At 72.2% G+C, this 26,598-nt stretch carries 31 protein-coding genes; 19 read left to right on the top strand and 12 right to left on the bottom strand.

What is annotated here, in order from left to right; genetic code table 11:
- Window positions 1–825 (top strand): NmrA family NAD(P)-binding protein (locus OM076_RS02485; protein WP_270037784.1); only part of this gene is annotated, 825 nt, incomplete at its 5' end.
- A gap of 426 nt (window positions 826–1,251) precedes the next feature.
- Here OM076_RS02485 and OM076_RS02480 read toward each other — a convergent pair.
- The 4 genes from OM076_RS02480 to OM076_RS02465 form a co-directional block, all read right to left on the bottom strand.
- Complete coding sequence (locus OM076_RS02480; RefSeq protein ID WP_270037783.1) at window positions 1,252–1,815, bottom strand: thiamine pyrophosphate-dependent enzyme; 564 nt, start codon at window positions 1,813–1,815, stop codon at window positions 1,252–1,254.
- Window positions 1,812–2,306, bottom strand: a complete 495-nt coding sequence (locus tag OM076_RS02475; RefSeq protein WP_270037782.1) for a thiamine pyrophosphate-binding protein — start codon at window positions 2,304–2,306, stop codon at window positions 1,812–1,814. Before OM076_RS02475 ends, OM076_RS02480 begins: the two co-directional genes overlap by 4 nt.
- 28 nt (window positions 2,307–2,334) lie before the next feature.
- Complete coding sequence (locus OM076_RS02470) at window positions 2,335–2,997, bottom strand: hypothetical protein (protein ID WP_270037781.1); 663 nt, start codon at window positions 2,995–2,997, stop codon at window positions 2,335–2,337.
- A 69-nt stretch (window positions 2,998–3,066) separates the two neighbouring features.
- Complete coding sequence (locus OM076_RS02465; RefSeq protein ID WP_270037780.1) at window positions 3,067–4,488, bottom strand: MFS transporter; 1,422 nt, start codon at window positions 4,486–4,488, stop codon at window positions 3,067–3,069.
- Window positions 4,489–4,590: 102 nt separating this feature from the next.
- Between OM076_RS02465 and OM076_RS02460 the strand changes: the two genes are divergently transcribed.
- Window positions 4,591–5,142, top strand: a complete 552-nt coding sequence (locus tag OM076_RS02460; protein WP_270037779.1) for a TetR/AcrR family transcriptional regulator — start codon at window positions 4,591–4,593, stop codon at window positions 5,140–5,142.
- Window positions 5,143–5,187: 45 nt separating this feature from the next.
- Here OM076_RS02460 and OM076_RS02455 read toward each other — a convergent pair whose 3' ends face one another.
- Together OM076_RS02455 and OM076_RS02450 are read right to left on the bottom strand one after the other, a co-directional pair.
- The gene (locus tag OM076_RS02455; protein ID WP_270037778.1) at window positions 5,188–7,944 is read right to left on the bottom strand and encodes a lamin tail domain-containing protein; all 2,757 of its coding nucleotides are present in this window, start codon (window positions 7,942–7,944) and stop codon (window positions 5,188–5,190) included.
- A 72-nt stretch (window positions 7,945–8,016) separates the two neighbouring features.
- Window positions 8,017–8,979 carry a LysR family transcriptional regulator gene (locus OM076_RS02450; protein WP_270037777.1) on the bottom strand — a complete coding sequence of 321 codons (963 nt, stop codon included), beginning with the start codon at window positions 8,977–8,979 and terminating at the stop codon, window positions 8,017–8,019.
- 94 nt (window positions 8,980–9,073) lie between these two features.
- On the opposite strand from OM076_RS02450, the gene OM076_RS02445 reads away from it, so the two are divergent.
- The gene (locus tag OM076_RS02445; RefSeq protein WP_270037776.1) at window positions 9,074–9,382 is read left to right on the top strand and encodes a muconolactone Delta-isomerase family protein; all 309 of its coding nucleotides are present in this window, start codon (window positions 9,074–9,076) and stop codon (window positions 9,380–9,382) included.
- A gap of 41 nt (window positions 9,383–9,423) precedes the next feature.
- Entirely contained in the window at window positions 9,424–11,046 is a 1,623-nt protein-coding gene (locus tag OM076_RS02440; RefSeq protein WP_270037775.1) for a peptide chain release factor 3, read from the top strand.
- Here OM076_RS02440 and OM076_RS02435 read toward each other — a convergent pair.
- The 3 genes from OM076_RS02435 to OM076_RS02425 all read right to left on the bottom strand — a co-directional run bounded on the left by OM076_RS02435 (window position 11,043) and on the right by OM076_RS02425 (window position 13,549).
- On the bottom strand, window positions 11,043–11,597 hold the full coding sequence (locus tag OM076_RS02435) for a class I SAM-dependent methyltransferase (protein WP_270037774.1): 555 nt from the start codon (window positions 11,595–11,597) through the stop codon (window positions 11,043–11,045). The two genes, OM076_RS02440 and OM076_RS02435, sit on opposite strands and share 4 nt — an antisense overlap.
- The gene (locus OM076_RS02430) at window positions 11,594–12,646 is read right to left on the bottom strand and encodes a glycosyltransferase (protein ID WP_270037773.1); all 1,053 of its coding nucleotides are present in this window, start codon (window positions 12,644–12,646) and stop codon (window positions 11,594–11,596) included. Before OM076_RS02430 ends, OM076_RS02435 begins: the two co-directional genes overlap by 4 nt.
- Window positions 12,647–12,718: 72 nt before the next feature.
- On the bottom strand, window positions 12,719–13,549 hold the full coding sequence (locus OM076_RS02425; RefSeq protein WP_270037772.1) for a helix-turn-helix transcriptional regulator: 831 nt from the start codon (window positions 13,547–13,549) through the stop codon (window positions 12,719–12,721).
- 50 nt (window positions 13,550–13,599) lie between these two features.
- On the opposite strand from OM076_RS02425, the gene OM076_RS02420 reads away from it, so the two are divergent.
- The 8 genes from OM076_RS02420 (at window position 13,600) to OM076_RS02385 (ending at window position 18,135) form a co-directional block, all read left to right on the top strand.
- Window positions 13,600–14,433 (top strand): oxidoreductase, encoded by an 834-nt coding sequence (locus OM076_RS02420; protein WP_270037771.1) that lies wholly within the window; start codon window positions 13,600–13,602, stop codon window positions 14,431–14,433.
- A gap of 63 nt (window positions 14,434–14,496) precedes the next feature.
- Window positions 14,497–15,162: an MBL fold metallo-hydrolase gene (locus OM076_RS02415; RefSeq protein WP_270037770.1), complete on the top strand. Its 666-nt coding sequence runs from the start codon at window positions 14,497–14,499 to the stop codon at window positions 15,160–15,162.
- Complete coding sequence (locus tag OM076_RS02410) at window positions 15,162–15,731, top strand: TetR-like C-terminal domain-containing protein (protein WP_270037769.1); 570 nt, start codon at window positions 15,162–15,164, stop codon at window positions 15,729–15,731. The genes OM076_RS02415 and OM076_RS02410 overlap by 1 nt, the downstream gene beginning before the upstream one ends.
- Before the next feature lie 130 nt (window positions 15,732–15,861).
- Window positions 15,862–16,533, top strand: a complete 672-nt coding sequence (locus OM076_RS02405) for a ferritin-like domain-containing protein (protein ID WP_270037768.1) — start codon at window positions 15,862–15,864, stop codon at window positions 16,531–16,533.
- A gap of 17 nt (window positions 16,534–16,550) precedes the next feature.
- Window positions 16,551–17,213 (top strand): ferritin-like domain-containing protein, encoded by a 663-nt coding sequence (locus OM076_RS02400; protein ID WP_270037767.1) that lies wholly within the window; start codon window positions 16,551–16,553, stop codon window positions 17,211–17,213.
- Window positions 17,214–17,244: 31 nt separating this feature from the next.
- Entirely contained in the window at window positions 17,245–17,460 is a 216-nt protein-coding gene (tatA, locus tag OM076_RS02395) for a twin-arginine translocase TatA/TatE family subunit (RefSeq protein ID WP_270037766.1), read from the top strand.
- Between the two features lie 58 nt (window positions 17,461–17,518).
- Window positions 17,519–17,923 (top strand): DUF6855 family protein, encoded by a 405-nt coding sequence (locus OM076_RS02390; RefSeq protein WP_270037765.1) that lies wholly within the window; start codon window positions 17,519–17,521, stop codon window positions 17,921–17,923.
- Window positions 17,924–17,979: 56 nt separating this feature from the next.
- Window positions 17,980–18,135, top strand: coding sequence for a hypothetical protein (locus OM076_RS02385; RefSeq protein ID WP_270037763.1), 156 nt, complete (start codon window positions 17,980–17,982; stop codon window positions 18,133–18,135).
- Here OM076_RS02385 and OM076_RS02380 read toward each other — a convergent pair.
- Window positions 18,132–18,524 (bottom strand): hypothetical protein, encoded by a 393-nt coding sequence (locus OM076_RS02380; protein WP_270037762.1) that lies wholly within the window; start codon window positions 18,522–18,524, stop codon window positions 18,132–18,134. The two genes, OM076_RS02385 and OM076_RS02380, sit on opposite strands and share 4 nt — an antisense overlap.
- A 154-nt stretch (window positions 18,525–18,678) precedes the next feature.
- Between OM076_RS02380 and OM076_RS02375 the strand changes: the two genes are divergently transcribed.
- The 6 genes from OM076_RS02375 to OM076_RS02350 all read left to right on the top strand — a co-directional run bounded on the left by OM076_RS02375 (window position 18,679) and on the right by OM076_RS02350 (window position 23,839).
- Window positions 18,679–19,125 (top strand): hypothetical protein, encoded by a 447-nt coding sequence (locus OM076_RS02375; RefSeq protein WP_270037761.1) that lies wholly within the window; start codon window positions 18,679–18,681, stop codon window positions 19,123–19,125.
- A gap of 84 nt (window positions 19,126–19,209) precedes the next feature.
- Window positions 19,210–20,916, top strand: coding sequence for a beta-propeller fold lactonase family protein (locus tag OM076_RS02370; protein WP_270037760.1), 1,707 nt, complete (start codon window positions 19,210–19,212; stop codon window positions 20,914–20,916).
- A 93-nt stretch (window positions 20,917–21,009) separates the two neighbouring features.
- Window positions 21,010–21,513: an RNA polymerase sigma factor gene (locus OM076_RS02365; protein WP_270037759.1), complete on the top strand. Its 504-nt coding sequence runs from the start codon at window positions 21,010–21,012 to the stop codon at window positions 21,511–21,513.
- Complete coding sequence (locus tag OM076_RS02360; RefSeq protein ID WP_270037757.1) at window positions 21,498–22,433, top strand: hypothetical protein; 936 nt, start codon at window positions 21,498–21,500, stop codon at window positions 22,431–22,433. Before OM076_RS02365 ends, OM076_RS02360 begins: the two co-directional genes overlap by 16 nt.
- Window positions 22,434–22,517: 84 nt before the next feature.
- Window positions 22,518–22,940, top strand: coding sequence for a hypothetical protein (locus OM076_RS02355; RefSeq protein WP_270037756.1), 423 nt, complete (start codon window positions 22,518–22,520; stop codon window positions 22,938–22,940).
- Between the two features lie 2 nt (window positions 22,941–22,942).
- Window positions 22,943–23,839, top strand: a complete 897-nt coding sequence (locus tag OM076_RS02350) for a hypothetical protein (RefSeq protein WP_270037755.1) — start codon at window positions 22,943–22,945, stop codon at window positions 23,837–23,839.
- On the opposite strand, the gene OM076_RS02345 is transcribed toward OM076_RS02350, so the two are convergent.
- Window positions 23,823–24,317 (bottom strand): SIMPL domain-containing protein, encoded by a 495-nt coding sequence (locus OM076_RS02345; RefSeq protein ID WP_270037753.1) that lies wholly within the window; start codon window positions 24,315–24,317, stop codon window positions 23,823–23,825. The genes OM076_RS02350 and OM076_RS02345 overlap by 17 nt on opposite strands.
- A gap of 186 nt (window positions 24,318–24,503) precedes the next feature.
- Here OM076_RS02345 and OM076_RS02340 point away from each other — a divergent pair, with 186 nt between their 5' ends.
- Window positions 24,504–25,685: an MFS transporter gene (locus OM076_RS02340; RefSeq protein ID WP_270037752.1), complete on the top strand. Its 1,182-nt coding sequence runs from the start codon at window positions 24,504–24,506 to the stop codon at window positions 25,683–25,685.
- Here the strand turns inward: OM076_RS02340 and OM076_RS02335 are convergent.
- A complete protein-coding gene (locus OM076_RS02335; RefSeq protein ID WP_270037751.1) occupies window positions 25,670–26,560 on the bottom strand; it encodes a LysR family transcriptional regulator in 891 nt (296 codons plus the stop codon). The genes OM076_RS02340 and OM076_RS02335 overlap by 16 nt on opposite strands.
- Window positions 26,561–26,598: the final 38 nt, after the last annotated feature.

The following is a 26,598-nucleotide window of genomic DNA, read 5'->3' as shown; positions in this document are numbered from 1 at the left end:
GGCGGCGTCGAGGTCGGCGCGGGCGCGGGCGCCGGCGACGACGCGGCCGCCGGCCGTGGCGCCGCGGGCACCGGCGGTGGCGTGGAGGTCGTCGCCGGATCGTTCGACGATGCCGTCTCGCTCCGCGCCGCGCTGGACGGCGTCTCCGTGCTCTTCCTCACGGGTCGCGACAACCCCGCGCAGGTGGAGCAGCATCTGCGGGTGCTGCGGGTCGCGCGCGAGGCGGGTGTGCGACACGTTGTCAAGCTCTCGGCGATCGGCGCCCGCGCGGATTCGCCCGTCGCGCTGATGCGCTGGCACCACGCCATCGAAGCGGCGTTGCGCGGGTCGGACTTCGCGTGGACGTTCCTCCGGCCGCACCTGTACCTCCAGAATCTCCTGCGCTTCGCGGCCGACGTCGCGGATCGCGGGCGGCTCGCGGCGCCGATGGGCGAGCGGAGCTACCCGCTCGTCGACACCCGCGACGTCGGCGCCGCCGTCGCCGCGGTCCTGCGCGACCCGGTCGCCCATGCCGGGCGGGCATACGCGTTGACGGGTCCGTCCGCGGTGAGCTATGCGGAGATCGCGGTGTGCCTCGCTCGGCTCGTGGGCCGGCGGGTCGAATACGAGGCGGTCGCGCCCGAGGCGTTTCGCGCGGGGTTGCTCGATGCGGGTCTACCCGCGTGGCGGGCGGACGACCTCGCCGCGATCAGCGCGGCGTACGACGACAGCGTGGTTTCAGACGAACTGCCGGCGTTGTTGGGCCGCCCTGCGACGTCGTTCGGACGTTTCCTCGACGACCACCGCGAGGTCTACCTCGTCGGCGCGTCGCGGAGCCACCTGTAGGGACGAAAGTCAACTGCGCCGGGCGGGGAGGGGGGAGCGGCGAGCCACCCGTCCCGGGCAGACGTGAGTCCAGCTCGCGGCTCGGCTCTCTGGCCCGAATGGTGGTGCGGGGATACCGACAGTTACGGGCGTGGGCTGGAAAGTTTGTCCCTCGCACGCCGTTTCCCGGTCGCCGTGCTCGACCGTGAGCGTTTGAGGGCCAGTCCGCGGGTTTCGATCAGGGTCGCACTGGTCGAGTTGGCGCGTTCGTGGGGGTGACTCGTTGCTCGCCGAAACCGATCACCGGAAGGCCCGGCGCGGATGGGGGTGTCGGTACCACGCCCGTAACTGTCGGTATCTCAGCACGGCACTTCGGACCAACAGAGCCGCGCGCCGAGCGGGTCCGCGGCAAGCCCAGGACGGGTGGCACTGCCACACCCTCCCCCCTCACCGGAGCAGTTGACTTTCGTCCCGAGCAGCCTCCTGCTCAAAACGAAAACGCACCACCGGCGGATCGACGAACGGCGACGGCCCCGGCCACGCCCGCTCCTCATACCGCACCTCGAGCACGCCAGGCCGCGGCAACGACGAAACGCCCGCAACGATCTCGTCCGCGGTCCGCGCGGTCGCCGTCGCCAAGCCCAAGGCCGCAGCGACGGCGCCAAACGCATCCGGCACCGCCAGCGGCTGCCCGCCGGTGATCGTGTAGTGCCCGTCGATCAACACGATCGCGAGCAGGTTCGCCGGCGCGACACCCGCCAGGCTCCAGAACGAGCCCGCGCCCATCAGCGCCTCGCCGTCGCCCAGCAGCGCGATCACGTCGCGCTCCGGCCGTTTCTCGGCGACGCCGATCGCCGCCGCGAGCGCGGTGCCCATCGAGCCGCCCATGTAGAGGTGCGGGCCGTCGCCGCTCGCCTCGCGCAGCGCCGAGGTGGGCGTGCCGAGCGAGGCGACGTACAGCGCGTCCGGCGCCGCCGACAACACCGCCGCGACGACCGAGGTCGGGTTCAAGTGAGCTCCAGGGCGGATTCGAGGATGATCGGAGCGAGCACCCGCGCGCCCTCTGCCGTGGCGACCGCGCCCCGCGCCATCCGGGCAGCGTCACCGCCAGCCGCGAGCGAAAACGGCTGCACGCCGAGCAGGTCGAGGATCCCCGCCGTCGTGCGGCCCAGCGGCATCTGCGACGGGTTGCGCTCCCCCAGCGTGCCCCGCATCGAGAGCACCGCCGGGAAGCCGAAGCCGTAGGGGATCACCAGCGACCCGATCGCGTTGAGCGAGTTGCCGAGGCCGGAGCACTGCAGCAGCACGAGCGGCATGCCGCCGGCGGCCCGGTAGCCGGCGGCGTACCCGAAGCACTCCTCCTCACGGGTGAGCGTCCGCAACGTGAGTCCGCGCGCGACCAGCCGCTCGCCGATCGGCGCCAGCCGCTTGTCCGGCACCCAAGCCGCGACCTCGACCCCGGCATCGACGAACGCGTCAGCCAACTCGTGCTGCCAGCTCATACGGTCATACCATACAGGTACCCCGCCTTCAGCCGCGGTTGAACGGTGCGATCAGCGGGTTGGTGCTGTTGAACAGGCCGTCGGGGTTCGGGTACCAGAGCCACAGGTGCAGCGTCACGAGATCGGGATGCCAGAACGTGAACGCGGAACCGCTAGCGGTCGCGGGCGCGCACGCCTTCTCGCGCTTCTGCGCCACGAACGTCCCGTCCTCGTAATGGCAGGCGGCAGGAAAGGATCCGTACTTCGCGCCGGGCAGCGGCGCCTTGGCCGGCTTGGAAGGAAACACCCATTCGGCGGCCGCGAGCTGGTTGGTGCCGTCGTGGCGCTCGTAGACGAGGATCGGCGGGCGGCGCAGGTCGAACCCCGTCACGCTGGGGTCCATGTAGTGGTAGCCCATGTCAGGCATCATCGGCGTGATCTGGCGGCTGTACCCGGCCGCCTTGGCCGCGTCGAGGTCGGTCGCGTAGGGCGCGAGCGCCAACCGCGCGGTGGCGATGTCCTTCTTGAGCTGGTTCGGGATCTGGCCCTGGCTCTGGCTCGGGCCGCCGCCCATGTCATGGCCGGTCATGCTGCCGCCGTAGCCGCCCGAGGCGCCGTCGGCCCAGCTCGACTGGATGGCGATGGCGAGCACGGCGGCCATCGCCGCGGTCGCGACGAGAATCAGTATGTGGCGTGGTGAGATCGATTGCACTCCACGACGCTAAGGGCCGATGCCACACATGACAATCGGGACGCCACCCTTAACAAATCGCGCGGCGCGCTAGTGCTCGGCCACCGCCAGCGGCCGCGTGGACGCGCGCTCGATGCGCTTGACGGGGATCAGCAGCCCGAAGATGCCGGCAAGCAGCGCGACGCCGGCGCTCATCAGGAACGCCAGCTCGAAGCCGCGGTTGCCCGGAGCTCCGCTCGCGGTCACCTGGCCGGCGACGATCGACGCCGCGACCTGCCCGCCGAGTGCCGCACCCACGTTGCGCGCGATCGTGTTCACGCCGGTCGCCTCACCGGTCTCGCTCGGATCCACGGCGCCGATGATCAGATTGGGCAGGGCGGCGAACGCGCAGCCGATGCCGGTGTTGAGGATCGCGCCCCAGAGCACGATCAGCAGCGCCGAGTCGTGCGCGAGCGCCAGGCCGAGCAGCGCACCTGAGGCCAGGAACGAACCGATCGCGAGCGGCAGCTTGGAGCCGATCCGCTCGCTGACGCGACCCACGATCGGCGCGGCGATGATCATCATCAGCCCGCCCGGCGCCATCAGCAGGCCGGCTTCGGTGGCATTGAGCCCGAGGCCGACGTCGCCGCCCTTGGCCAGCTCGGCGATCTGCGGGATCAGGACGTAGACGCCGAAGAGGCCGAAGCCGACCAGCAGCGTCGCGATGTCGGTGATCAGCACCGGCGGGCGCGCGAGCGTGCGCATGTTGACCAGTGGCGACGGCGTACGGCGCTCGAAGGCCACGAACGCGACCAGGATCGCCACGCCGATACCGACCAGGCCGAGCGTCTTGTCCGACCCCCAGCCCCACTGGTTGGCCTGCGACACCGCGATCAGCACGGCGGAGAGGCCGACCGCGAGGATCAGGGCGCCGATGAAGTCGACGCGGCCCGGCGTGCGCACGGGCGACTCGGGCACGTAGCGGATCGTGGTGATCGTCGCGATCGCGCCCATCGCCCCGGACACCCAGAAGATCCAGTGGTAGCTGGCCTGGTCGACGAGCAGGCCGCCGAGCGGGAGCCCGATCGCGGCGCCGATGCCCGCCGTGGCGCCGAGCATCGCGATGCCGGTGGGAACCTTGGCCAGCGGGAACTCGTCGCGCACGATGCCGAACGAGAGCGGGAAGACGCCGCCGCCGATGCCCTGCAGGACGCGGCCGACGATCATCAAGCCGAGGCTGTTGCTCATGGCGGACACGAAGGAACCGATCGCGAACGCGCCGAGCGAGATCGCGAGGAAGCGCTCCTTGCCGAACATGTCCCCCAGGCGACCGAGCACGGGCGTCGCGATCGACGCCGCGAGGAAGTAGCCGCTGACCATCCACGTGATGTCGCTCGTGCTCACCCCGAACGCGTGCTGCATCGCAGTCAGCGCGGGAATGACGGTCGTCTGCGCCAGCGCGAAGGCGAGCGCGCCGATCGCGAGGATCGCGAGGGTGACGTTGTGGTGTTGCCGGCCGGAGTGTTCGTTCATGACCCTGTGTGTGCGGAGTAAAAAGCGGAGGCTGCCCTTCGGTAATCGATCACGTTAGCGAATACCGTAGGGTTCCCTCCGGTTAAGGCTATGGTTCTTCACATGGACCCGACCGCGGTGCGCTCGATGCGCAGCGACGCGCGCCGTAACCGTGCCCGCCTGATCGAGGTGGCCGCCACCGCGTTCCGCGACGAAGGGCTCGAGATCGGCGTCGACGAGCTCGCCCGCCGGACGGGCGTCGGCGTCGCCACGCTCTACCGCCACTTCCCCGCCAAGACCGACCTGATCTCGGCGGTCATGGGCACGGTCTTCGACGAGCTGCAGGACGCCGCGAGCGCCGCCCTCGACGCCGAGGACGTCCTCGCCCACTTCCTGCACTCGACGATGGCCGTGCAGTGCCAGAACCGCGGCTTCCTGCAGGCACTCGCCCACCACGACCTGCCGGACGACGTCCGCGACGGGTTCAGCCGGCGCGCGCTGGAGATCTTCGAGCCGATCGTCGCCGCCGCCCACAAGGCCGGCACGTTCCGCGCCGAGCTCGACGCGGTCGACCTGCTCGTCGTCGTGCGCATGCTCGGGGCGATCTCCACGCGCCCGGAGCGCCGCGGCGCGGACGCCTACATCGCCGCGCTGCTGCGCGGGCTCGCGCAATAGCCGCGGGCGTGCGCGACACGCACGCCCGCGGAACCGCGTCTCGCGCTACGGCGTCGTCGTCGACAGCGTGAACGTCAGCGTCTTGGCGTAGGCGCCGGTCCGGAGCCCGTCGCTCGCGCCGATCGGCTGCTTGACGCCGATCGCCACGGCGTCGTTGGACACCGGGCCGCTGTAGGTCACCAGGCCCAGCGGCGTGCCGCTGATCGGCGCGTACGCGCCGCCGTTGGCGCTGATCTGCAGCGCCTGCGGCAGCGGGAACGTGCCGTTGACGAGATGGCCGGGAGCGACGGTGCTCGTGTCGACCACGGTCAGCGTCGCGTCGCCGCCGGTGGAGGTCACGGTCGCGGTGGTCTGCGCCAGGTAGTCCTTCGCCACGCCGGCCACGAACGGCGCGAAGGCCGCCGGGACGCCGAGGGTCAGCGACAGCTGGCCGGGAACGACCCCCGTCACCTGGCCGCCCGCGGTCACCTGCGCGCCGTTGGCGGCGATCTTCCCGGGCGAGCCGGTCGCGCCGCTCACGGTGGTCGCACCGTTGCGGCCGGCGACGCTCAGGGTGGTGATCGGGCCCTTCAAGCCGGCGGCGTTGTCGAACGTGAAGAACGTCGTCGCGGCGCCGAAGCTCACGTTCGTGACCCTGGTGCCGGCGGGATCGAACAGGTTGACCTGGTCGCCACCGGTGCTGAGGCCGATGCCCGACCCGCTGTAGGTGCCGATCTGGAAGCCGGCGGGGACCGACCCACCGAACCAGAACGTCTTGAAGGCGGCCACGGTGGCCGCGGAGCCCTCGATGAAGATGACCGACTCGCCCGGGGCGACCGTGGAGATGCCGCTCAACGCGATCGCCGAAGCGAAGGTGTTGGAGTCGTCATCGACCTTGAAGCCGGTGAGGTCGGCCGCATGCGTGCCGGTGTTGGTGATCTCGAACCAGTCCGCGGCGTAGGGGCTGTCGCCGCTGCTCCACGGCGAGACCTCGGAGATGATCAGGCTCGGCGCGACCGTGCCGGGAGAGCCGGTCGCCCCGCTCATCGTGTACGCGCCGTTGCGGCCCGCGACGCTCAGCGCCGTGATCGCGCCGCTGAGACCCGCGGTGTTGTCGAACGTGACGAACGTCGTCGCGGCGGGGAAGCTCACGCCCGTCACCTTCGTGCCGGCCGCGTTGAACAGGTTGACCTGGTCGCCACCGGTGCTCAGGCCGATGCCCGAGCCGCTGTACGTGCCGATCTGGAAGCCGGCCGGGACTTTGTCGCCGAACCAGAACGTCTTGAAGGCCGCCGCGGTGGCCGCGGAACCCTCGATGAAGACGACCGACTCGCCGGGAGCGATGCTGGAGACGCCGGTCAACGCGATCGCCGAAGCGAAGGTGTTCGAGTCGTCGTCGACCTTGTAGCCGGTCAAATCGACGGCCGCGGTGCCCTTGTTGGTGATCTCGAACCAGTCGGCGGCGTAGGGGCTGTCGCCGCTGCTCCACGGGGAGACCTCGGAGACGATCAGCGACGCCGGCGCCGCGGCCGCGGTGACCGTGAGCGTGAACGTCGGGCTCGTGGCGTCCGGCGTCGCGCCGACGGTCGTGTCGTCGACCGTGACGGCGACGCTGTAGCTCGGCTTGGTGGTGCGGTTGAGGACCGTGCCGGCCTTGAGGTAGAGGCCGCTCGCGTCGACCTCGAAGGAGGAAGCGTCGGCGCCGGTCAGCCCGAGCGTGTTGGTGCCGGTCCCGTCGTCGGTGACGTTGACGTCGGCGACCTTCACGCGGCTCGCCGTGCTCGCGGTCTCGGCGATGGTCGCCACCTGGTTGGTCAGCGCCACGCCCGTCGGCGCCTGATTGGCGCCGGTGCCCGTCGGCGCGTACACCCACAGCTGCGGGTGCCCGACGTCCCCGCCGCCCTCCTCGCTGACGACGTAGAGCATGCCGTCGTTGTCCATCGCGAGGCCCTCGTGCGACTGGTTCGGCACGGTCAGCGGGTTGTTCGCGTCGCCGACGATCGTCAGCGAGCTCGAGACCACGCCCGCTCGGTCGACGTTGACGATCTTGCCCGCCTCCTGGCTGAGGATGAGCAGGTGGCTCTTGTCGGCGCCCGTGAGCGTCGTCAGGTTCGACAGCGCGAACACGTCGGAGAAGTCCGCGAGGCCGGCCAGCGCCGGATCGAAGAGGTTGGCCGAGTTCTCGGTCGTGGGCGAGCCGTTGGTCGCCGTGCCCGCGGCGAAGTCGATCCCGGTCTGGAAGATGCCCTCGGGCGTGGCCTCCTTGACGAAGATGTACCCGCCGGTCTGCGGATCGTTCGTCAGGCCCTCGATGCCGATGTTGCCGACCGTGGTGCCGAGCTTGACCGTTTGGACCGCCGCGCGGGTCAGCGTCGTGTTCGGGACGTACGTGAAGAGGTTCGCCTTGCGATCGCGCTCCTCGGTGAGCACGAACTTGCCGTTGCCGATGTAGGCGATGCCCTCGGTGTCATAGAACTCGGTGCCCTGCGGGCTCGCCCCCTGCGCGAGCGTCATCGAGTTGATGAGCGCGCCGGTCTTGGACACCTGCACGACCGAGGTACCACCGTCACCGACGACGAACAGCGAGTCGGTGTCCCAGTCATAGGTGACCGCGGACGCTTCCTGGGCCAGCAGGCTGTTGGCCGGCGGCGTGGTCCGGGTCGGCTCGGGCAGGTCGAAGCGCCCGACCCGCGCGTACTTGGACAGGTCGACGCCCGTCAACGGCGCCGCGTGCGACGTCGCGGGCCCCGCCAGGGCCGCCATCGCACCGACGACGGTCAGGGCGACGGCGCGTGGGGCGCGCCGGTGCGCGAACCAATCCATTGCTCCGCGTGCTGCATTCATGAAGTCTCCTGTCGGCCTCGCCGCCGGAGAAACGCCGGCGACCGGCCGACCCTATGGGCGCGGATCCGGCACCTTGTTAACGACCTGTTCCCGCGGCAGGACCGCGATCGCCTCGCGGTGCGGGTCGCTGGGCGGGACCCAGGACGGCTCATCCGGCTGGACGTGCAGCCCGGCCGCCGCGCACAGCGCAACCGCGTTCTCGCGGAGGGTCTGGATGGCGGGGCGGTCGTCGTCGGCGCGCGTGGCGAGCGACCAGCACCACAGCGGCACTGGTGCGTGAACGCCGCGGGCGCGCAGGCCCGGCGGCAGCGGCGCCGGCTGGCGCTTCGGCGAGGCGAGGACGGGCACGCCCAGGCGCCTGACCCGGTCGTGGAACCCGGGTCCGCTGATGCCGCCGTCGTCGACGTGCACGACGCGGCACCCGGTGGCCTGCGCGAAGTCGAGCGCGTATTGGTTCCACGCGTCCCATGACGTGAGGTCGGCGTCGACGAGCACGCACACGTCCCGCGCCGCGACCGGGTCGTGGCTCGCCGTCGCGGGCGCCACGGCGACGAGCGGCTCCGGCCAGAGCAGCTGCAGGTCCAGCCGCTCGCCGGCCGCCGGCGCCCAGGCGACCGCCGCGTCGAGGCCGCCGTCCGCGACGCGCGCGATCTGCACATGGCTCGGCATGACCCACTCGTCGATCCGGACGTCGGAGCGGATCGACGCGACGAGTGGCTCAGGGAGCCAGCTCACGTAGCCGAGGCGCAGCGGGCCGGTCGTGCCGGCGACGCGGCGTTGCGCGGCCGCGGCGAGCGCGAGGATCTCGCGCGCGTCGGGCAGGAGCTGGCGGCCGGCGGAGGTGAGCGCGACATGGCGGCGATCACGCTCGAACAGCGGAGCGCCGAGGCTGCGCTCGAGCACCTTGATCTGCTGGGAGAGCGACGGCGCCGCGATCTGCAAGCGCTGCGCTGCGCGGCCGAAATGGAGCTCCTCGGCGACGGCGACGAAGTAGCGCAGCTGGCGGAGCTCCACGGGCGCGAACGATACGCCTGCTGTTAGGCGCTGCCTAACAGCGTGACGCAGTTGGTCGTGGAGAACCGGTCGCCGCTGCTCCACGCTCGGGAGCATGGAATTCCTCGTCACGCTCACCGTCACCATCCCCGCAGGCACCGATCCCACCGAGGTCGAGCAGCGCAAGGCCGACGAGGCCGCTCGCGCCGCCGAGCTGATCGAGACGGGCAACCTCCTGCGCATCTGGACGCCGCCGTCGGACCCCGGCGTGTGGACCATCCTCGGTCTCTGGGAGGCCGACGACCCCACCGAGCTGCGCGCCATGCTCGAATCGCTCCCGCTGTGGCCCTGGATCACCGAGCACACCGAGCCGCTCGGCGCCCACCCGAACGACCCGGGGCGTCTCGTCAGCGGAGCCCGCTGACTCTGTCGTAGCGGTCGGGCCGCTACGCTCGATCGCCGTATATGAGCGCGCTTCCCGTCATCGCGACCGCGGACGCGAGACGAGTGGTCGAAGAGGCGAAGCGTCGCCGGACCTTCGCCATCATCTCGCATCCGGACGCCGGCAAGACCACCCTCACCGAGAAGCTGCTGCTCTACGCGGGCGCGGTGGGTGAGGCCGGGTCGGTCACCGCGCGCAAGGGGCGCAAGGCCGCGACGTCGGACTGGATGGAGCTCGAGCGCCGGCGCGGGATCTCGGTCACCTCGACGGTGCTGCGCTTCGAGCACGACGGCGTCGTGTTCAACCTGCTCGACACCCCCGGGCACAAGGACTTCTCCGAGGACACGCTGCGCGTGCTGGCCGCGGTCGACTGCGCCGTGATCCTCGTCGACGCCGCGCGCGGCGTGGAGCCGCAGACCGAGCAGCTGTTCCGGGTCGCCCGCGCGCGGGGGATCCCGCTGCTGGCGTTCGTGAACAAGTACGACCGCCCGGGTCTTGAGCCGCTCGAGATGCTCGACCACCTGACGGACACGCTCGAGCTGCCGCTCGCGCCGCTGACGTGGCCGGTCGGCATCCCGGGCGCGTTCCGCGGCGTGATCGACCGGCGCGACGACACGTTCCACCGCTTCGAGCGCACGACCGGCGGCGCCGGGATCGCGCCCGAGCGGATCATGAACGCCCGCGGACAGGGCGACGCCGAGGACGACGCAGCGTGGGCCGTCGCCGAGGAGGAGCTCGAGCTGGTCGACGAGGTGGGCAGCGCGTTCGACCTCGACGCCTTCCTGCGCGGCGAGCAGATCCCGCTGCTGTTCGGCTCGGCGGCCTGGAACTTCGGCGTCGGGCTGCTGCTGGGCGTGATCCGCGACCTCGCGCCGCCGGCCCTCCCCCGCCCCGCCGACGACGGCACGCCGCGGCCGGTCGACGACCCGTTCGCCGCGCTGGTGTTCAAGGTCCAGGCCAACATGGACCCACGCCACCGCGACCGGGTCGCCTTCATCCGCATCAACTCAGGGCGCTTCGAGCGCGGGATGCGGGTGACCAACGCGCGCACCGGCCGCACGCTCGCGCTCAGCTTCGCGCACGAGGTCTTCGGCCAGGACCGTTCCTCGCTCGACGAGGCCTTCCCGGGTGACGTCGTGGGCGTGGTGATCGGCGGCGACGTCCGCGTCGGCGACACGCTGTTCATCGGGTCCACCGTCCACTTCCCGCCGATCCCGACGCTCACGCCGGAGTCGTTCGTGACGATCTCCAACCGCGACGTCGGCCGCCACAAGCAGTTCCACCGCGGGCTCGAGCAGCTCGACCAGGAGGGCGTGATCCACGTCCTGCGCCGCGCGCACAACCAGGACCCGGTGCCTGTGCTCGGCGGCGTCGGCCCGATGCAGTTCGAGGTCGCGGTCGAGCGTCTGAAGACCGAGTTCGGCGCCGACGTGCACACCCAGATGCTCCCGTGGGCGGCCGCCCGGCGCACCGACGCCGAGGGCGCGATCAAGGTCCTGGCGGACCCGGGCGCGACCGACGTCTTCGTCCGCGGCGACGGCACCCACCTCGCCGTCTTCCCGAATCGCTTCGTCCTCGAGCGCTTCGCACAAAGAAATCCGAACGTTCAGTTGGACCGCCTCATCGGCGCCGACGAACCGGTCTAGGTTCGATGCCCGACCGCGATGCGCTCCGCCGGGCGGATCTCGAAGCGGAAGCCGCACTCGCGCGTCCACGCCTCTAGGACCTGCTGCTCGCCCGGCCGGTCGAGGTCGTCGAGCACCACGACGGCGCCGTCGGTGAGCCGCGGCAACAGCACCGGCAGCGCCGGGTAGCGACTGAGCCCGGTCCCGGGCTCGAACGCCGGCGGCCCGTCGACGAGCAGCACGTCGATGGCGTCGGGGACGGACGCGAGGGCGTGAGCGGCGTACCACGGGAGCCCGGGGCCCGGCTCCAGCGGGGCGAGGACGACCTCCGCGGTCCCCGCGAGCCCGGCCGCCGCGAGGTGCTCGCGCACCCGCCCCGCCCAGAGCTCGTCGTGCTCGAGCGACACGAGCCGTCCCCCACGCTCGCTCACGAGCCGCGCGAGCTCCAACGTGCTGAAGCCCGACCCGCACTCGACCACGGTCGGCGCCTCGCGAGCGCCGACCTCGGCGCAGACGGCGGCAAATCCCGCGGGGACCATCGACCCCGTGGACCATTCGAGCGCGGCGATCACGCGATCGCCGGAAGGGCCGTCGGCTCGGGCGAGAGCAGGTGGCGATAGGTCGCTTCGTAGACGTCGGCGACGCGTGCGGGCTCGTAGGCGTCGGTGAACGCCCGTTGCGGCCGCGGACGCGGCAGCTCCTCGTTGAGCACCACCTCGAGCGCCACGGCCAGCGCGTTCGGATCCTCCGGCGGGACGATCACGCCGCGCCCGTCGCCGAGTGTCTCCGGGAAGCCGTCGACGTCGGTCCCGATCACCGGCACGCCGTGGGCGAGCCCGATGATCGCGGTCTGCGAGAACGACTCGTCGCGCGACGGGATCGCGAGCACGGAGGCGCCGGCGATGTAGGAGCCGGGATTGGGCACCCACCCGAGGAAGCGCACCTTCGCCTGCAGGCCGAGCTCGCGCACCTGCTCCTCGAGGATCGGCCGGAGATGTCCGTCGCCGAGGATGAGGGTCTGCGGCGGGTCACGCAGGAGCGCGATGGCGCTGAGCAGGATGTCCGGCCCCTTGTCGGCGTGGAGGCGGCCCGCGAACACGATGCGCGGGCTCGGCAGGCCGGCGAGCGGCCGGTCCTGGGTTCCGACGACCGGTGAGATCCCGGTTCGCACGCGATCCGGCACCAGACCGTGTTCGAGCACCGTCGCGCGGGCGCTCGGCCCATGCGCGAAGAAGACGTCGACGCGGTCGAGGCCGTCGCGCATCTCCGCGTCGTACGGCCGGTCGGGCCAGAGGTACTGATTGTGCTCGCTGGCCACCAGCGGGGTCCCCGACGGCGCGGCGTGCGCCGCCGCCCACCACGCGCCGAACATGTGCGCGTGGATCAGATCGGTTTGAGCAAGCCGCGGTTGCAGCCAGTCCGCGAACGCCGGATCCGGCGTCCACTGCAGGTTCCCGCCCTCGCCCCAGATCGTCGGCTCCGCGCCGTGCCGACGCGCGAGCTCGAGCCCCTCCGCGCTCGCCCAGCCGCACAACAGCTCAGAGGCGATCCCTCGACCGCGCAACTCGGCCATCACTCGCAGCATCGAAAGCTGCGCCCCACCCGGTTCCAGCTTGGCCATGACCCGCGTCGTGTTGAGAATCCGGTCAGCCCTACCAGCCGACGCGCCGAACCCTGTGAACGATCAGGTCTTTTAGAGTGCTGCGAGGGTGACGCGGGTCGCCTCGTCCGCGGGCGCATAGACGGTCAGGCGCAGGTCCGGCGCGCCGGTCGGGATCGTCTGGGCGTGGCAGAAGTGCAGCGTGCCGAGCGTCGGGTGCTCGATCGTCTTGGTGCCGCGCTGGCGGTCGGCGACGTCGTGGGCGTCCCACCACGCGGTGAACTCGGGGCTGTGCAGACGCAGGCGCGCGATCAGGTCCTCGTACTCCGGCTCGCCCGCGTGGCGGGCGTGCTCAGCGCGGAAGCGCGCGACGATGCTGCGGCCGGTCGACTCCCACGAACGCGGGCGCTCGCCGGGCGCGTAGTCGATGAACCAGCGATACAGCATCGACCGGTTCTCGGGCGGGAGGTGATCGAAGCCGCCGAGCACGGCCTCCCCCGCGCGGTTGATCGCCAGCACGCGGGTCAGCGGGCCGAGCAGGTAGGCGGGATGCGGGTGCAGCGCGTCGACCAGGGCGATCAGTTCGTCGTAGGGCTCGGGCTCCTCATCGCCGTCGGGCAGCGGCAGCTCCTCACGGGCGAGGGCGTACAACGTCGCGCGCTCGGCCGCGTCGAGCCGCAACGCCCGCGCGATCGCGTCGAGCACCTGCGGCGACGCGTTGATCTCGCGCCCCTGCTCGAGCCACGTGTACCAGGAGACGCCGACGCCGGCGAGCACGGCCAGCTCCTCGCGGCGCAGGCCGGGAGTACGGCGGCGGCTGCCGTCGTCGGGGAGGCCGACGTCGGACGGCGTGATCCGCGCGCGGCGCGAGCGCAGGAAGGCGCTCAGCTCGTCCCGGCGCGTGGGTGGTGGTGCGACTCCCATGTTCAGCTGGCTCCTGGTTACCCCGCTGACGCTAGCGCAGCATGTCTCCCATGACTTCGACCTATTCGCTCGCCGGACACGACGTCAACCGCGTCGGCTACGGCACGATGCAACTGCCCGGCCCCGGCGTCTTCGGCCCACCCAAGGACCGCGACCAGGCGATCGCCGTCCTGCGCCGCGCCCGCGAGCTGGGCGTCGACCACTTCGACACGTCCGCCTACTACGGCCCGTGGGTCTCCAACGACCTGCTGCGCGAGGCGCTTCACCCCTACGACGGGATGACCATCGTCTCCAAGGTCGGCGGTCGCCGCGGGCCGGACAAGAGCTGGATCGCCGCGTCCACCCCCACCGAGCTGCACTGGGGCATCGACGAGAACCTGATCGGGCTCGGCGTCGACCGCGTCGACGTCATGAACCTGCGCCTGATGGAGGTCGGTGACCCGGCGTTCGACGAGAAGCTCGGCGCGATGGCGGACGCCGTGCAGGCGGGCAAGATCGGCGCGATCGGGCTCTCCAATGTGACGCTGACGGAGCTCGACCGTGCCGCGGAGCTCGGGATCGACGTCGCGTGCGTGCAGAACCAGTACGCGCTGACCTTCCGCAAGGACGAGGCGCTGCTCGCCGCTTGCGCCGAGCGCGGCATCGCCTTCTCGCCTTTCTTCCCGCTGGACTTCGGGAAGGTCACCGGCAACGCCGTCGTCACGTCGATCGCCGCGCGGCTCGGCGCCACGCCCGCCCAGGTCGGCCTCGCCTGGCTGCTCGCCCACGCGCCGAACCTGCTGGTGATCGCGGGCACGTCGAGCCTCGCCCACCTCGAGGAGAACGTCGCGACCGGCGACCTCGAGCTCACCCCCGAGGACGTCGCGGCGCTCGACAGCGTTTGACATCCTAATGCCATTAGGTATTCTCCTAAGCACAGTAGGTAATTGACGCCCAAGGAGACCCTGATGAAGACGACCACCGTCACCGAGAACCTCACGCAACTCACCCGCCTGCACTTCGTCAACGCCTTCCTCGTCCGCGAAGACGACGGGTTCACGCTCGTCGACACGACGCTCGGCGGTGGGGCGGATGCGTTGGTCGAGGCGGCACGGCGGGCGGGCGCGCCGATCCGGCGGATCGCCCTGACGCACGGACACGGCGATCACGCCGGCTCGCTCGATGGGCTGCGGGAGCGCCTCGGCGCCGACGTCGAGGTGCTCATCCCCGAGCTCGACGCCCGCATCCTCGCGGGCGAGAAGGTGGTCGAGGGCAAGCTGCCGGGCAGCTGGCCGACGGTGAAGACCGCGCCGGACCGCCGGCTGAACGCCGGCGACCGGGTCGGCAGCCTCGAGGTCGTCGCGACCCCGGGCCACACGCCGGGCCACGTCGCCTTCCTCGACACGCGCGACCGTTCGGTGATCGCGGGCGACACCTTCACCTCGATCGGGCGTCTCGCCACCACCGATCGCATGCGGTTCCCGTTCCCGCTCGCCTCGATGGCGACGTGGAACGGCGAGACCGAGCTCACCTCCGCCCGGGTCGTCCGCGCGCTCGAGCCGACGCTGATGGTGGTCGGCCATGGCCCGGCCGTGCGCAACCCGGTGGCGGCGATCGATCGCGTGCTCTCCTGATGGCGCGCTCCGGGCTCGACACGGAAGCGGTCGTCACCGCCGCCGCCGCGCTGGCCGACGCCGACGGGCTCGAATCGGTCACGCTGGCGCGCCTCGCGGCACAGCTCGGCGTGCGTCCGCCGTCGCTCTACGTGCACGTCGACGGGCTGCCGGGGCTGCGACGCCGGCTGGCGCTGCGCGGCGCGCAGGAACTCGCCACGGGCCTGCAGGCGGCGGTCGCCGGACGGGCCGCAAAGGACGCCCTCGCGGCGGCGGCCGACACCTACCGGCGCTATGCCGTCGAGCACCCTGGCACCTACGCGGCGACGCAGCGGACGACGGACCTCGAGGACGCCGAGACGGGCGCCGCGGCGACCGCCGCACTGGACACGCTGCTCGCCGTGCTGCGCGGCTACGGCCTCGAGGACGAGCGAGCGGTCCACGCGGCCCGCGTCCTGCGCTCCGCCCTGCATGGCTTCGCGACGCTCGAGAGTGGCGACGGCTTCGGCCTCCCGCTCGACCTCGACGTGAGTTTCGCCCTGCTCGTCGAGATGCTCGACCAGGGCCTGCAAGCCGCCGCGCGCGAATGAACCGCGCTCGCGTGGTTCCCCGATCTGCAGGGAATTAACCGGGGCTGTTCGCCACCGGACACCAGTGATCCGGGCCGGGAGAGGTCGGCGCAGCAAGGGCCGTATGACTGATCTCCCGGAAGGGGAACTGATGAGCGATGAGCTCAGCGTCGTCGAGTTCGACGGCGACGAGGCGGTCGCCGAGGCGATCGCCGGCATCGAAGACTCCAAGCGCACGCGCAGCGGGTTGTTCCGCGGTGCCGGGGCGCTGGCGGGTGTCGGCGCGTTCGCCGCGCTGCTGCCGCGTTCGGCGTCCGCCCGCTCGGGTGGCTCGAAGGCCAACGACGTCAAGATCCTCAACTACGCGCTGACGCTCGAGTACCTCGAGGCCGCGTTCTACGCCGAGGCGTTGCGCGTCGGCGGGTACACCGGCGCGGTCGGCCGGTTCGCGTCGGTCGTCGCCTCCCACGAGGCGACCCACGTCGCGACCTTGAAAGGTGTCCTGGGGTCCAAGGCGGTCAAGAGCCCGTCCTTCGACTTCAAGGGCACGACCCGCAAGTGGAGCACGTTCCTGCGCACCGCGAAGGTGCTCGAGGACACGGGCGTCGCCGCCTACCAGGGCCAGGCGCCGCTGATCCACCAGAACGCCGTGCTCGGGCCGGCGGGGGCGATCCTCGCCGTCGAGGCGCGCCACGCGGCGTGGGTGCGTGACCTGCTCTACGCGGGCAAGTCGGTCAAGCCCGCGCCTGAGGCGTTCAGCACGCCGATGTCGATGTCGCAAGTCCTCAGCGCGGTCAAGCAGACCGGCTTCATCAAGTCCTGAACCCGGAGGCCATGACCATGTTCACTTCAAAGCCAAGGGTCGACCTGTCCGCGGTCGTCGAGTTCGACGCCGACGGCGCACTGCGCGAGACCGCCGACACGGCCGCGCGCCATTCGCGCCGCCGCTTCCTGCGCAACTCGGGGCTCGCGGCGGGCGGCATCGCCGTCGCGGGCGGGATGGTGCCCGGCTCCGCGCTGGCCGCCACGTCCAAGGGCGACGTCGCGATCCTCAACTTCGCGCTCACGCTCGAGTACCTGGAGTCCGCGTTCTACGCGTCGGCGCTCAAGCACGCCGGCTTGACGGGCGAGTTCGAGCGCTTCGCGCGGCTCGTGCACCAGCATGAGATGGCGCATGTCGAGGCGCTGCGCAAGGCGCTCGGCAACGCCGCGATCAAGCGCCCGGCGTTCGCGTTCGGGTCCGCCGTGACGAGCAAGGCCTCGTTCACCGCGACCTCGATCGCGCTCGAGGACACCGGCGTGCAGGCCTACCAGGGCCAGGCGCCGTTCATCAAGTCCAACGACGTCTTCAAGGCGGCGATCTCGATCCACCCGGTCGAGGCACGCCACGCCGCGTGGATCCGTAACCTCGCGGGTCTCGGCCCGGCGCCGGCGGCGTTCAACCCCGCGCTGACGAAGTCCGCGGTGCTCGCGGCGGTCGGCGCGACCGGCTTCATCAAGTAAGGAGGCGCGTTACATGCCCAACATCGGACCCATGGAACTGATCATCGTCCTGGTGATCGCGCTCGTCGTCCTCGGCCCCAAGCGGCTGCCGGACGCCGGCAAGTCGCTCGGTCGCGGGATCCGCGAGTTCAAGGGCTCGCTGTCCGGCGACACCAAGGACGACGACGAGCGCGAAGAACGTGAGCTCGCCGCGATCCAGCCGGTCGCCGTGGCCGAGCCCGTGGCCGAGCCCGAGCGCGTCGCCTGACGCGTTCAGCGGGGGCGCCGCTTTGCGCCTCCGTCACTTTTTGGTTACCGTTGGGCGCATGTCCGACGGCACTCCCGGCAGTCCCTGGCAGCTGAAGACCCCGCCCGGCTCGTCCGAATACACGGCCTGGCGCGACGAGTCCCTCGACCCGCCCGCGCTCGTGGTGCAGGTGGGCAAGACCCAGCTGCGCTACCACCTGCGCGCGCTCGACGACCTCGTCGACATGCTCGCGGCGCACGGCGACTGGATGCCGCTCGGCAGCGCCGACGAGCAGAAGCCCGCGGCCGAGGGGACGGTCGAGGCGTGGGCACGGGCTTCGGACAACCCGGTGGGCGGGTGGTACGGGATCAAGAAGGGCCTGCGCGGCCGGTTCGCCAACTACGTGCCGCCCGTGCTGGAGGCGCTGGGCCGCGTGGAGGTCGAGCACAACGCGCGCAACAACCGCATGCGCGTCCCCGCATGACGCGGTTGGCGCCGTCGCGGTGACCGTTCTCGCCGACGCCGCCCGTAGGTCTTGGTATGAACCCGCAACGAACGAACGACAAGCGCGACGACGAGAACCATCCCGGAGCCGAGGGCGGCGAGTCCGACGCGACCCACCGGCCGCCGGCGGCGCCCGCCGACGACGACTCGCCGCTCGGCGACACCGACCAGCACTCCAACGCCGACGCCTAACCGCCCGCGCCGCCGACGATCGTCACGTGGCCCCACTTGAAGTGGAACGCGATCACCGCCGCTGAACCGATACCCGCGACCCACGGCCAGGCGCGGCGTGGAAGCCTTCCGTCATCGCGGGCGGAAGCCGCGGCGGTCGCCGCGGCCAGGGCGGTGGCGGGCCAGGCTGCGGTGATCGCGATCAACGCGACGGCGCGGAGCGCCGAGCCGCCGGTCAACGCGTCCCAGCCGCTGTTGGAGCAGTAGCCGTTGTGGTCCTCCATCCAGGCGTTGCCATATGGCGAGGCGTCGCGGTGGCACGCCGCGAACCGGGTGGCAGTGAGGAGGACGCAGAGCCCAAGGGCGTAGGGCCACGCGGTCAGTACCTTGCGGGTTGCCGAAAGCCGCATCCCTCCGGCTTGTACCCGGTCGCCCAGAAGCTGGCGCGTTCGCGGTCTAAAGGTCGGGGGCCGACCGGCCGATAGACGTGGGTGCGGAGGTGACAGCGTCCAACAGGGGGAGCGGATGAAGGGCCAAGATCGGCTGGCGCAACTAAGAGCTTTGATGAACCGGCTGGAGCGGATGCCCGCTTCGCCGGATCGCGACTGGATGCTCGCCGAGGTTCGCTCGCGCGCCGTGGACATCGACACCGGCATCGCGCCGCGGCCGATGCGGCCCCTGGAATCGGGCGCGACGCGCGAGCCGGAGGCCGTGGCGCCGAAGCCCGTGGCGCAGACGGCGCCGCCCGCTCCGGCTCCGGCACCCGCGCTGGCCAAGCCGGTCGCGCGGCGGGTCGCCCCGCGTGCCGCGGCACCCGTCGTGCGCCGCGCGCCCGTCGCGGAGACGCCCGCGTGGGAGGCCACGTTCCCCTTGCCGAAGGGCGACGAGGATCGCGTCGACCTCTTGTCGCTCGGCGGGCTGCTGAACTCCGATGACGAGGTGCCCTCGGCCGAGCATGCCGAGGGAGAGCGCCCCGCGAACCGCCCGTGGGCGGGAGGGCTGCGCGGCTAGGGCCAGCGGTTGGCGGTCGTCCGCCAACCAGAACGCCAGGCTTCTCCCCTGGGCGCGTGAGGCGCCGCCGGAGAAGCTGGCGGCATGAAGATCGTCGCCCTCGCCGGACTCGCGCTCACCCTCCTCTTGCCGAGCGCGGCCTCCGCGCAGCCCGGCGCGCTGACGCAGGCCGGATGCGTGAGCGAGAGCTCAAGCGGCGGGACGTGCGCGGACGGCTATGGCATCGAAGGCGCGACCGCGATCGCCATCAGCCCGGACGGCCGCAACGTGTACGTGGCGGCGCCGGCGACGCAGTCGCTCGCCGTCTTCGCGCGCGACGCCGCAACCGGGGCGCTGACCGAACTGGGCTGCTTCACCCTGTTGGCGGCCGGAGATCCGCACTGCGTGCGGGTCCCACGCGGCTTGTCGAACCCCGTCGCCATCACGGTCTCGAGCGACGGTCGCAGCGTCTACGTCGCGAACCTCGCCGACGAGGTGACCGTGTTCGCTCGCGACCCGAACAGCGGCGCGCTGTCGCAGCCGCCGACCCAGCCGTGCATCGGCTCGTGGATGCTGCCCGGGTGCCCCGGGAGCGGCACCGCGCTCGGGGCCGCCGAGGACGTGATCACCGTCGGCAGCGACGTCTACGTCGCTGCGGGCGGCGACGCGGCGATCGCCGAGCTGCGGCGCGATCCCGCGACGAGCATCCTCTCCCAGCCGCCGGGGCGACCGGCGTGCATCAGCCGCGACGGCATGGCCAGCAGCACGACCGGCAAGGAGGCCGACTGCACCCACGCCGGTCTCGCCGTCAAGCAGCCCACCGCGCTCGCCCTGACGCCCGCCGCGAACCACCTGTTCGCCGTGGACCGCGGCGGCCGCGCCCTGTGGACCTTCCCGCGCAACCCGGCAGGCGTGCTCGCCATGCCCTCCTGCGTGTCGCCCGTGGACGGCGCGTGCGGCATTCCCGCCGTGCACGGGATGCAGGCGCCGTTCGACGTCGCGGTCGCCGCGGACGACGTCTACGTGACGTCGACCGTCCCGGGCGGCGTCGCCGCGCTGCGCAGCGCACCGAGCGGCGCGCTCAGCCAGGCGGCGAGCGGGGCGCGCCACGGGTGCGTCACCAACGACGGCAGCGACGGATGCGTCCAGGGCCGGGCGCTCGCCGGAGCCGAGGCGGTGGTCGTGGCGCCCGACGGCCGCAACGTCTACGTCGCGGCGGTCCTGGCCGGGGCGATCGACACGTTCGAGCGCGATCCCCCCACCGGCGGCCTGCACCAGCTCGACGGCACCGGCGGGTGTCTGAGCTACGACGGCGCGGGCGGGATCTGCGCGCAGGGCCGTCTGCTCGAAGGCGTGCACCAGCTCGTCGTCAGCCCGGACGGCCGCAACCTCTACGCCGCGTCCTACAACCGCAGCGCCGTGCTCGCGTTCGCCCGCGAGCAGCCGCCCGTCGTCTCCCCCGTGGCGACGCCGGACGTACCCGCGCCGGTGGGTGACCCGGAGCCCGCGCCCGCCGCCGCCGCCGCCGTCGTGGCCCCCGCCGCCCGACCCGCGATCACGGCGTTCACGGCCTCGCGGAAGCGCTTCCGGGCGTCGGCGAGCACCCGGCTGCGCGTCACGCTCACCGCTCCGGCCACGGTCAAGATCACGGTCACGCGGCGCGGCCACCGCAAGGCGCTGCGCACGCGGACGCTGCGCCCCGGCACCCGCTCGCTCAGGCTCGCCAGCTTGAAGCCGGGCCGCTACACCGCCCGCGCCACGATCGCCGGCGGCGCGGCGCGCACGCTCAGCCTCACCGTCCGCCGGGGGTAGATCCGCGGGGGTGCCCCGGCTCGGTATCGCTGGGCGAGCGTTTCCCGGGGCACCCCCGGTTGCACTCCGCGCGGTCGTGGACACTTGCCCTGCGTGGACTTCGAAGAGCTCTATCGGGCGACGTATCCCCGCGTCCTCGCGTACGCCCGCTCGATGGCGTCGCGGGAGGACGCAGACGACGCGGTCGCCGAGGCGTACGCGATCGCCTGGCGCCGGCAGCGGGACATCCCGCACGGGGCCGAGTTGGCGTGGCTGATCGGCGTCACGCGGCGGGTACTCGCCAACGCGCGCCGCACCCGGTTCCGGGCGGGTGCCCTGCACGCGCTGCTCGACCTCCAGCCGCGTGTACCCGGGCCAGACCCCGCCGACCACGTCGAGGACGGCGAGCTGCGCGCGGCGCTGATGGCGCTCTCGCCGCTGGACCGCGAGGCGATCGTCCTGAGCGCCTGGTTCGAGCTCTCCGGCGCCGACGCCGCACGGGTCCTCGGCATCACCCACGCCGCGTTCCGGATGCGCGCGGCTCGAGCACGGCGCCGCCTGCGCGCCGCGCTCAGTCCAACGACGACGAAGGAGAGTCCGACATGGAACACGACGTGATGGAGCGGCTGCGCGCCGCTCGCCCGCGCGTCGACGACGACGCGTTCGACCCCGAGCTGCTGGCCCGCGTGCGCGAGCAGCCGATCGAGGCTCGGGCGCGCCGCGCGGTTCCGCGCGCGGTCGCGATCCCGGTGGCCGCGGGCGTGACGCTCACCGTCGCCGGCGCGGTGATGCTGGCCGGTGGGCCCGGTGACGTCGGCGGGCCGTCGTCGGCCTCCGCGATCACCCAGGCGCTGCACTGGCTGGACCCCGGCGCCGACCAGATCCTGCACGCGCGCAGCGTCGAGACCCAGGGCGGGCGCACGACGACGCGCGAGGTCTGGCAGTCCTCCGACGACCCGGCCGACCAGCGTCTGCGGATCGAAGACGCCAGCACCTACGAACTGTCCGGTGATGCGTTCTACGACCCGTCGACCGACACGATCTACGACGGCCCTTCAGGCCCGGCCGCCAAGGGCGCCGGCGGCGCCCCGGAGCGCAAGGCCGCAGCGGGCGGCGCGACCGTGGGGAAGTCCCGCGTGCCCGTCCCCGCGAACAAGGGCCGGGACCCGGCGCTGCCCTCCGGCGATCCGATCGTCGAGAAGGTGCGGATCCTGCTCAGCGAAGGCCACATGCGCGTGACCGGGCTCGAGGACCACAACGGCACCCAGGCCTGGGCGATCTCGCTCAAGCCCGACGCCGGCCGGCCTGCGTGGACGATCTGGGTGGATGCCGACAACGGCAAGCCGCTGGAGCTCCGCGACCCGGGGCGCGACGCTGAAGAGGCCCCGCAGACCATCCGCTGGACCAGCTACGAGGTCCTGCCGGAAGCGGGCGCCGACCAGCTTCTGACGCTCACCGGCGCGCATCCGTCAGCCCGCGTCGTGCACGACCCGGCCGCGGTCGACGCGGCGCGGCAGCGGCTGCAGGTCGCCGGGTAGGGCGAGCGTGCCCGCGACGCCGCGAAGGCGTCGCGGGCACGAGGCTCGTGTATCAGGGTCGTCCGGAGCCGGGTCTACCCAGCGATGGCTCTGAAGCGACTCGCCCGCTCACTGCTGACCTGCCTGGTCATCGCGATCGCCGCCTGCGGCGGGTCGGAGAACGCCGCGCAGTTCGGTCCTGACGCCCCGGACGGCGGCGACGCCACCGCGACCGCGGCCACGACGAAAGGCCCGCATCAGCCGGGGCCGCACAAGCCGGGCCGGACGGCGACGCCGTCGAAAGAGGGCACGAGCGTCCCGACCGCCAACGCGGATCCGACCGAGGAGCCGACGAACGTTCCGACGGCAACGGCGACCGCGACCGACGAGCCGACGAACGTTCCGACCGAGGAGCCCACGAACGTCCCGACGGCGACGCCGACGGCCGAGCCGACCGAGGAGCCCACGAACGTGCCCACGGCGACCCCGACGGCCAGTCCGTCCACGACCGCCGACCCCGGCGAGTAGCGATGTCACAGGACACGTCCGCGCTCACGCCGCAGCCAGGCGCGAGCCCGGAGGCCGTCTGGCGCGTCGCCGGCTGGGTGGTGGCGCAAGGCGCGTTGCTGGCGTCGCTGCTGCTGTACTTCGGCTGGGCCCGCACCCAGCGGACGTTCGCGTACTTCGGCGTCGACCTCAGCCTGCTCGACTTCGCGAACACCGACTACATCCTGCGCAGCGTCGGCTCGGCATATATGCCGATGCTGCGCCTGGGGCTCGTGGCGGTCGCCGGCTTTGCCCTGCACCGGTACCTGGCGAGCCGCCCCGCGGCGGCCGCTCGCGCGCACAACGCCGTGGGCGTGCTGGCGATCGCCCTGCTCGTCCTCGGCGGCTCGGCGCTGCTGATGCCCGCGTGGTCAGCGCGGATCGGCCACTGGATGCCGAACTCGCCGGCGATCTTCTACGCGTGGCTGCCCGCGTCGCTCGCCACCGCGTTCGCTCTCCTCATCTATGCGGGAACCGCGACCGGCCGGTTCAAGCAGAGCGAGCTACCGCGGGCCCTGCTCGTCGCGCTGCTGGTGATGGCCCTCTTCTGGACGGTCTCACTCTTCGCCGTCTACGACGGGCTCGCTCGCGCGAAGGCCATCGAGCGCGAGCTCCCGAACGCGGCCGAAGTGGTCGTCCTCTCCCAGAGCACGTTGTTCCTGCACGGCCACGGCGTCAGCGACAGCGACCTCGTGCCCGCGGGCACCGGCAAGCCGGTGCCCGGCCGCTACCGGAAGCAGTACAGCGGGCTGCGGCTGCTGATGCACTCGGGCGGCAAGTACTTCCTCCTTCCCAGTCACTGGCGACGCGGTCGCGACCGCGTCGCCGAGATCCCGGACGACGAGCAGATCCGGATCGAGATCGTTACGCCGCCGGTGTGACCGCGTAGGTGAGCTGGACCGAGGCGGAAACCTGCGGCGGGACGCGGCAGACCCTGCGGGTACCGGCCGCGACGCGAACGCGCTTGCCGTTGCGCACGACCGTCTTGACGCGGCGGACGTTCCCGCAGTAGTGGCCGTTGGGGAAGGTCCCGAACTGGTAGTAGAACGGGTAGGAGTTGGGCGGCGAGTCCGAGATCGAGATCAGCGCACCGAGCGTCAGACCCGCGGCGGCCGCCAGCGCGACGGCGTGGGCCTTGCCTTCCGCGACCGCCTTCGGCAGCGCCGACGCCTCGGCAGCCTCTACGGCCTCACGGATCGAGCGCTCGCTCTTGGGATCGTCCGGTTTGGGCGCAGACTGACCGACCCCCGCAGCCGTGAGCGTCGTGGCCGGCGCCTGTGCCGACGCGGCGGTGGGGAACAGCGCGGCGGCGAGCAGCACCGCGCTGGTGGCGATCAGACCTACGGGACGTCCGGGCACGAGCATTCCTCCGTTCAGTGGCGACTTAACACTTAAGTTCCACCGAGCGCCGTTCTTGTGACCGCCCGCATGACATGATCGTTGGAGCGATGCCGCTCCTGCGCCTCACGCCGCCGTAGACCCGACCCGCCCGCGTTCGCCGCGGGTCCACCGGTCCGGTCAAGCGTCGAGTGAAGGGAAGTGGTTGTGGCTACGCCATATCGCGCGCTGCTGGCGCGCCCTGGGGCGATCCGGCTCGCTGCCGGGTGCGCCCTGGGCTGGTTGTCGTTCACGAGCTATGCGCTCGCGATCGTCCTCGCGACCGAAGGCGCCACGGGATCGTTCGCGGTCGCGGGAGCCGCGGTGGCGGCGTTCGCGGCGGCGTCGGCCGCGCTCGCACCGGTACGCGGGCGGCTCGTCGACCGCCGCGGCGCGCGGGCGCTGCTGGTGCTCGCTCCCCTGCACGCCGCCGGGCTCGTGCTCGTGATCGTGGGCTGCGCGGGGCCGGCATGGGCTCCGGTCGTGGCGAGCGGGCTGGCGGGTGCCGTGGTCCCACCCGTGATCGCGACCGCCCGCGCGGCCTGGGTCGAGGTGGCGGGACCTGAGCTCACGCCCACCGCGCACGCGCTCAACGCCGCGCTGGGCGACGTCGCCGCGGTCGCGGGCCCGGCGCTGACCGGAGCGACGGCCGCGCTCCTGGGCCCGCTCGTCGCCCTCGCCGCAGTGATCCCCGGCGCCGCGACGGCGGCACTGCTCGTCGCGCTCACAGCACCCGACTCCTCACGTGAGACCCAGCCACCCTCATCCCCGCACCGGTTCTGGGGCGTCTTGGGCGAGAGTCCCGGGTTGCGGACGTTGGCGGTGTGCGATGGGGTGCTCGGGCTCGCGTTCGGCGCGCTCGACGTCGCCGTACCCGCCCTCGCCCGCGAAGCGGACGCGACCGGCGCGGCCGGTGTTCCCCTGGCCGCGTTCGCCCTCGGGAGCGTCGCATGCACGCTCTGGGTCGGGGCGACCCGCCGGCACGCACCCGCGGCGCGCTATCTGCTCGGCACGTTCGTCGTGGCGGTCGCGTTGCCGCTGTGCCTCGTCTTCGCGTCGTTGCTCGGAGTCACCGCGGTGCTCGTCTTCGCGGGAGCCGGATTCGGGTTGTTGAACGTCGCGCTGTTCGAGTTGCTCGACGGCGTCGCCGCCGCCGATCGCGCGGTCGAGGCCCTCACCTGGCTGACCAGTGCGCAGGGCGCCGGTCTCGCCGCCGGCGCCGCGATCGGCGGGTTGCTCGCCCACCGCGGCGCGCATGACGCGCTGTTCCTCGTCGCAGCGCCCACCCTCCTCACCGCCGCGATCGCCTGGGGGCGGCGGGCCGGGCTGCGTGTTCAGGTCGCGGCGTAGGCGGCGGCGGTCGCGGCGAACGCGCGGGCGGCCGGGCTGGGCGGACGGTTCGACGGCTGCACGAGCGAGACCAGGAACGCGGGCGCGTGATGGCGGATCGGCACGAAGGCGAGGAGCGGGTCCTGCGGGAACATGCCCGGCGCGAGGATCGCGATCGCGAGCCCGTGGCGGACGAAGTCGGCGACGGTCACCAGATCGTTGATCTCGTACGCGATCGTCCGCTGTGCCCCGGCGGCGGCGAACGCGTGGTCGTTGGCGATCCGCACGCCCCACTCGGGTGGCATCTCGGCGAACGGCTCATCCCGCAGCGCGCCCAGGTCGACCGAGGCCCGCGACGCCAGACGGTGCCCGGGCGGGCACGCGACCTGCATCTCCGCACGCGACAACGGCGTCAGCTCCAGACCCGGGAGGCTCGTCTGTGGAAGCCCGACGAACGCGAGGTCGAGCTCGCCCTCGCGGACGGCGTCCGCCTGGCTGCCGCTGCCGGCCTGGCGCACCTCGATCTTGACCGCCGGATGCGTGGCGCGGAACGCGGCGATGACCCCCGCGGCGCTGAACACGCCCGGGCTGAGCGTCGTCTGCATGATCCCGAGGCGCAGCGTCCCGCGCAGGCCGCCGTGGAGTTCCTCGACCGCGCCGTCGACCGCGCCCGCCGCCCGCAGCGCCTCGCGCGCGACGGGGAGCAGCTCGCGCCCTTCGGCGCTCAGCTCGACGCGGTGCGTCGTCCGGTGAAACAGCGTCACGCCCCACTCGCGCTCGAGGTTGCGGATCGTCGCGGAGACCGCCGATTGGACCACTCCAAGCCGATCCGCAGCGCGCGAGAAGCCCTGTTCCTCCGCCACGGCGACGAACGTCGCGAGCTGTCGCAGTTCCATCGTCACCCACAATGGTAATCGCTGCGCGTGATGACCGA

This window comes from Solirubrobacter ginsenosidimutans (assembly GCF_027587205.1).
The sequence above is the reverse complement of the archived record's forward strand: the minus strand, read 5'-3'. Positions and strand labels throughout refer to the sequence as shown.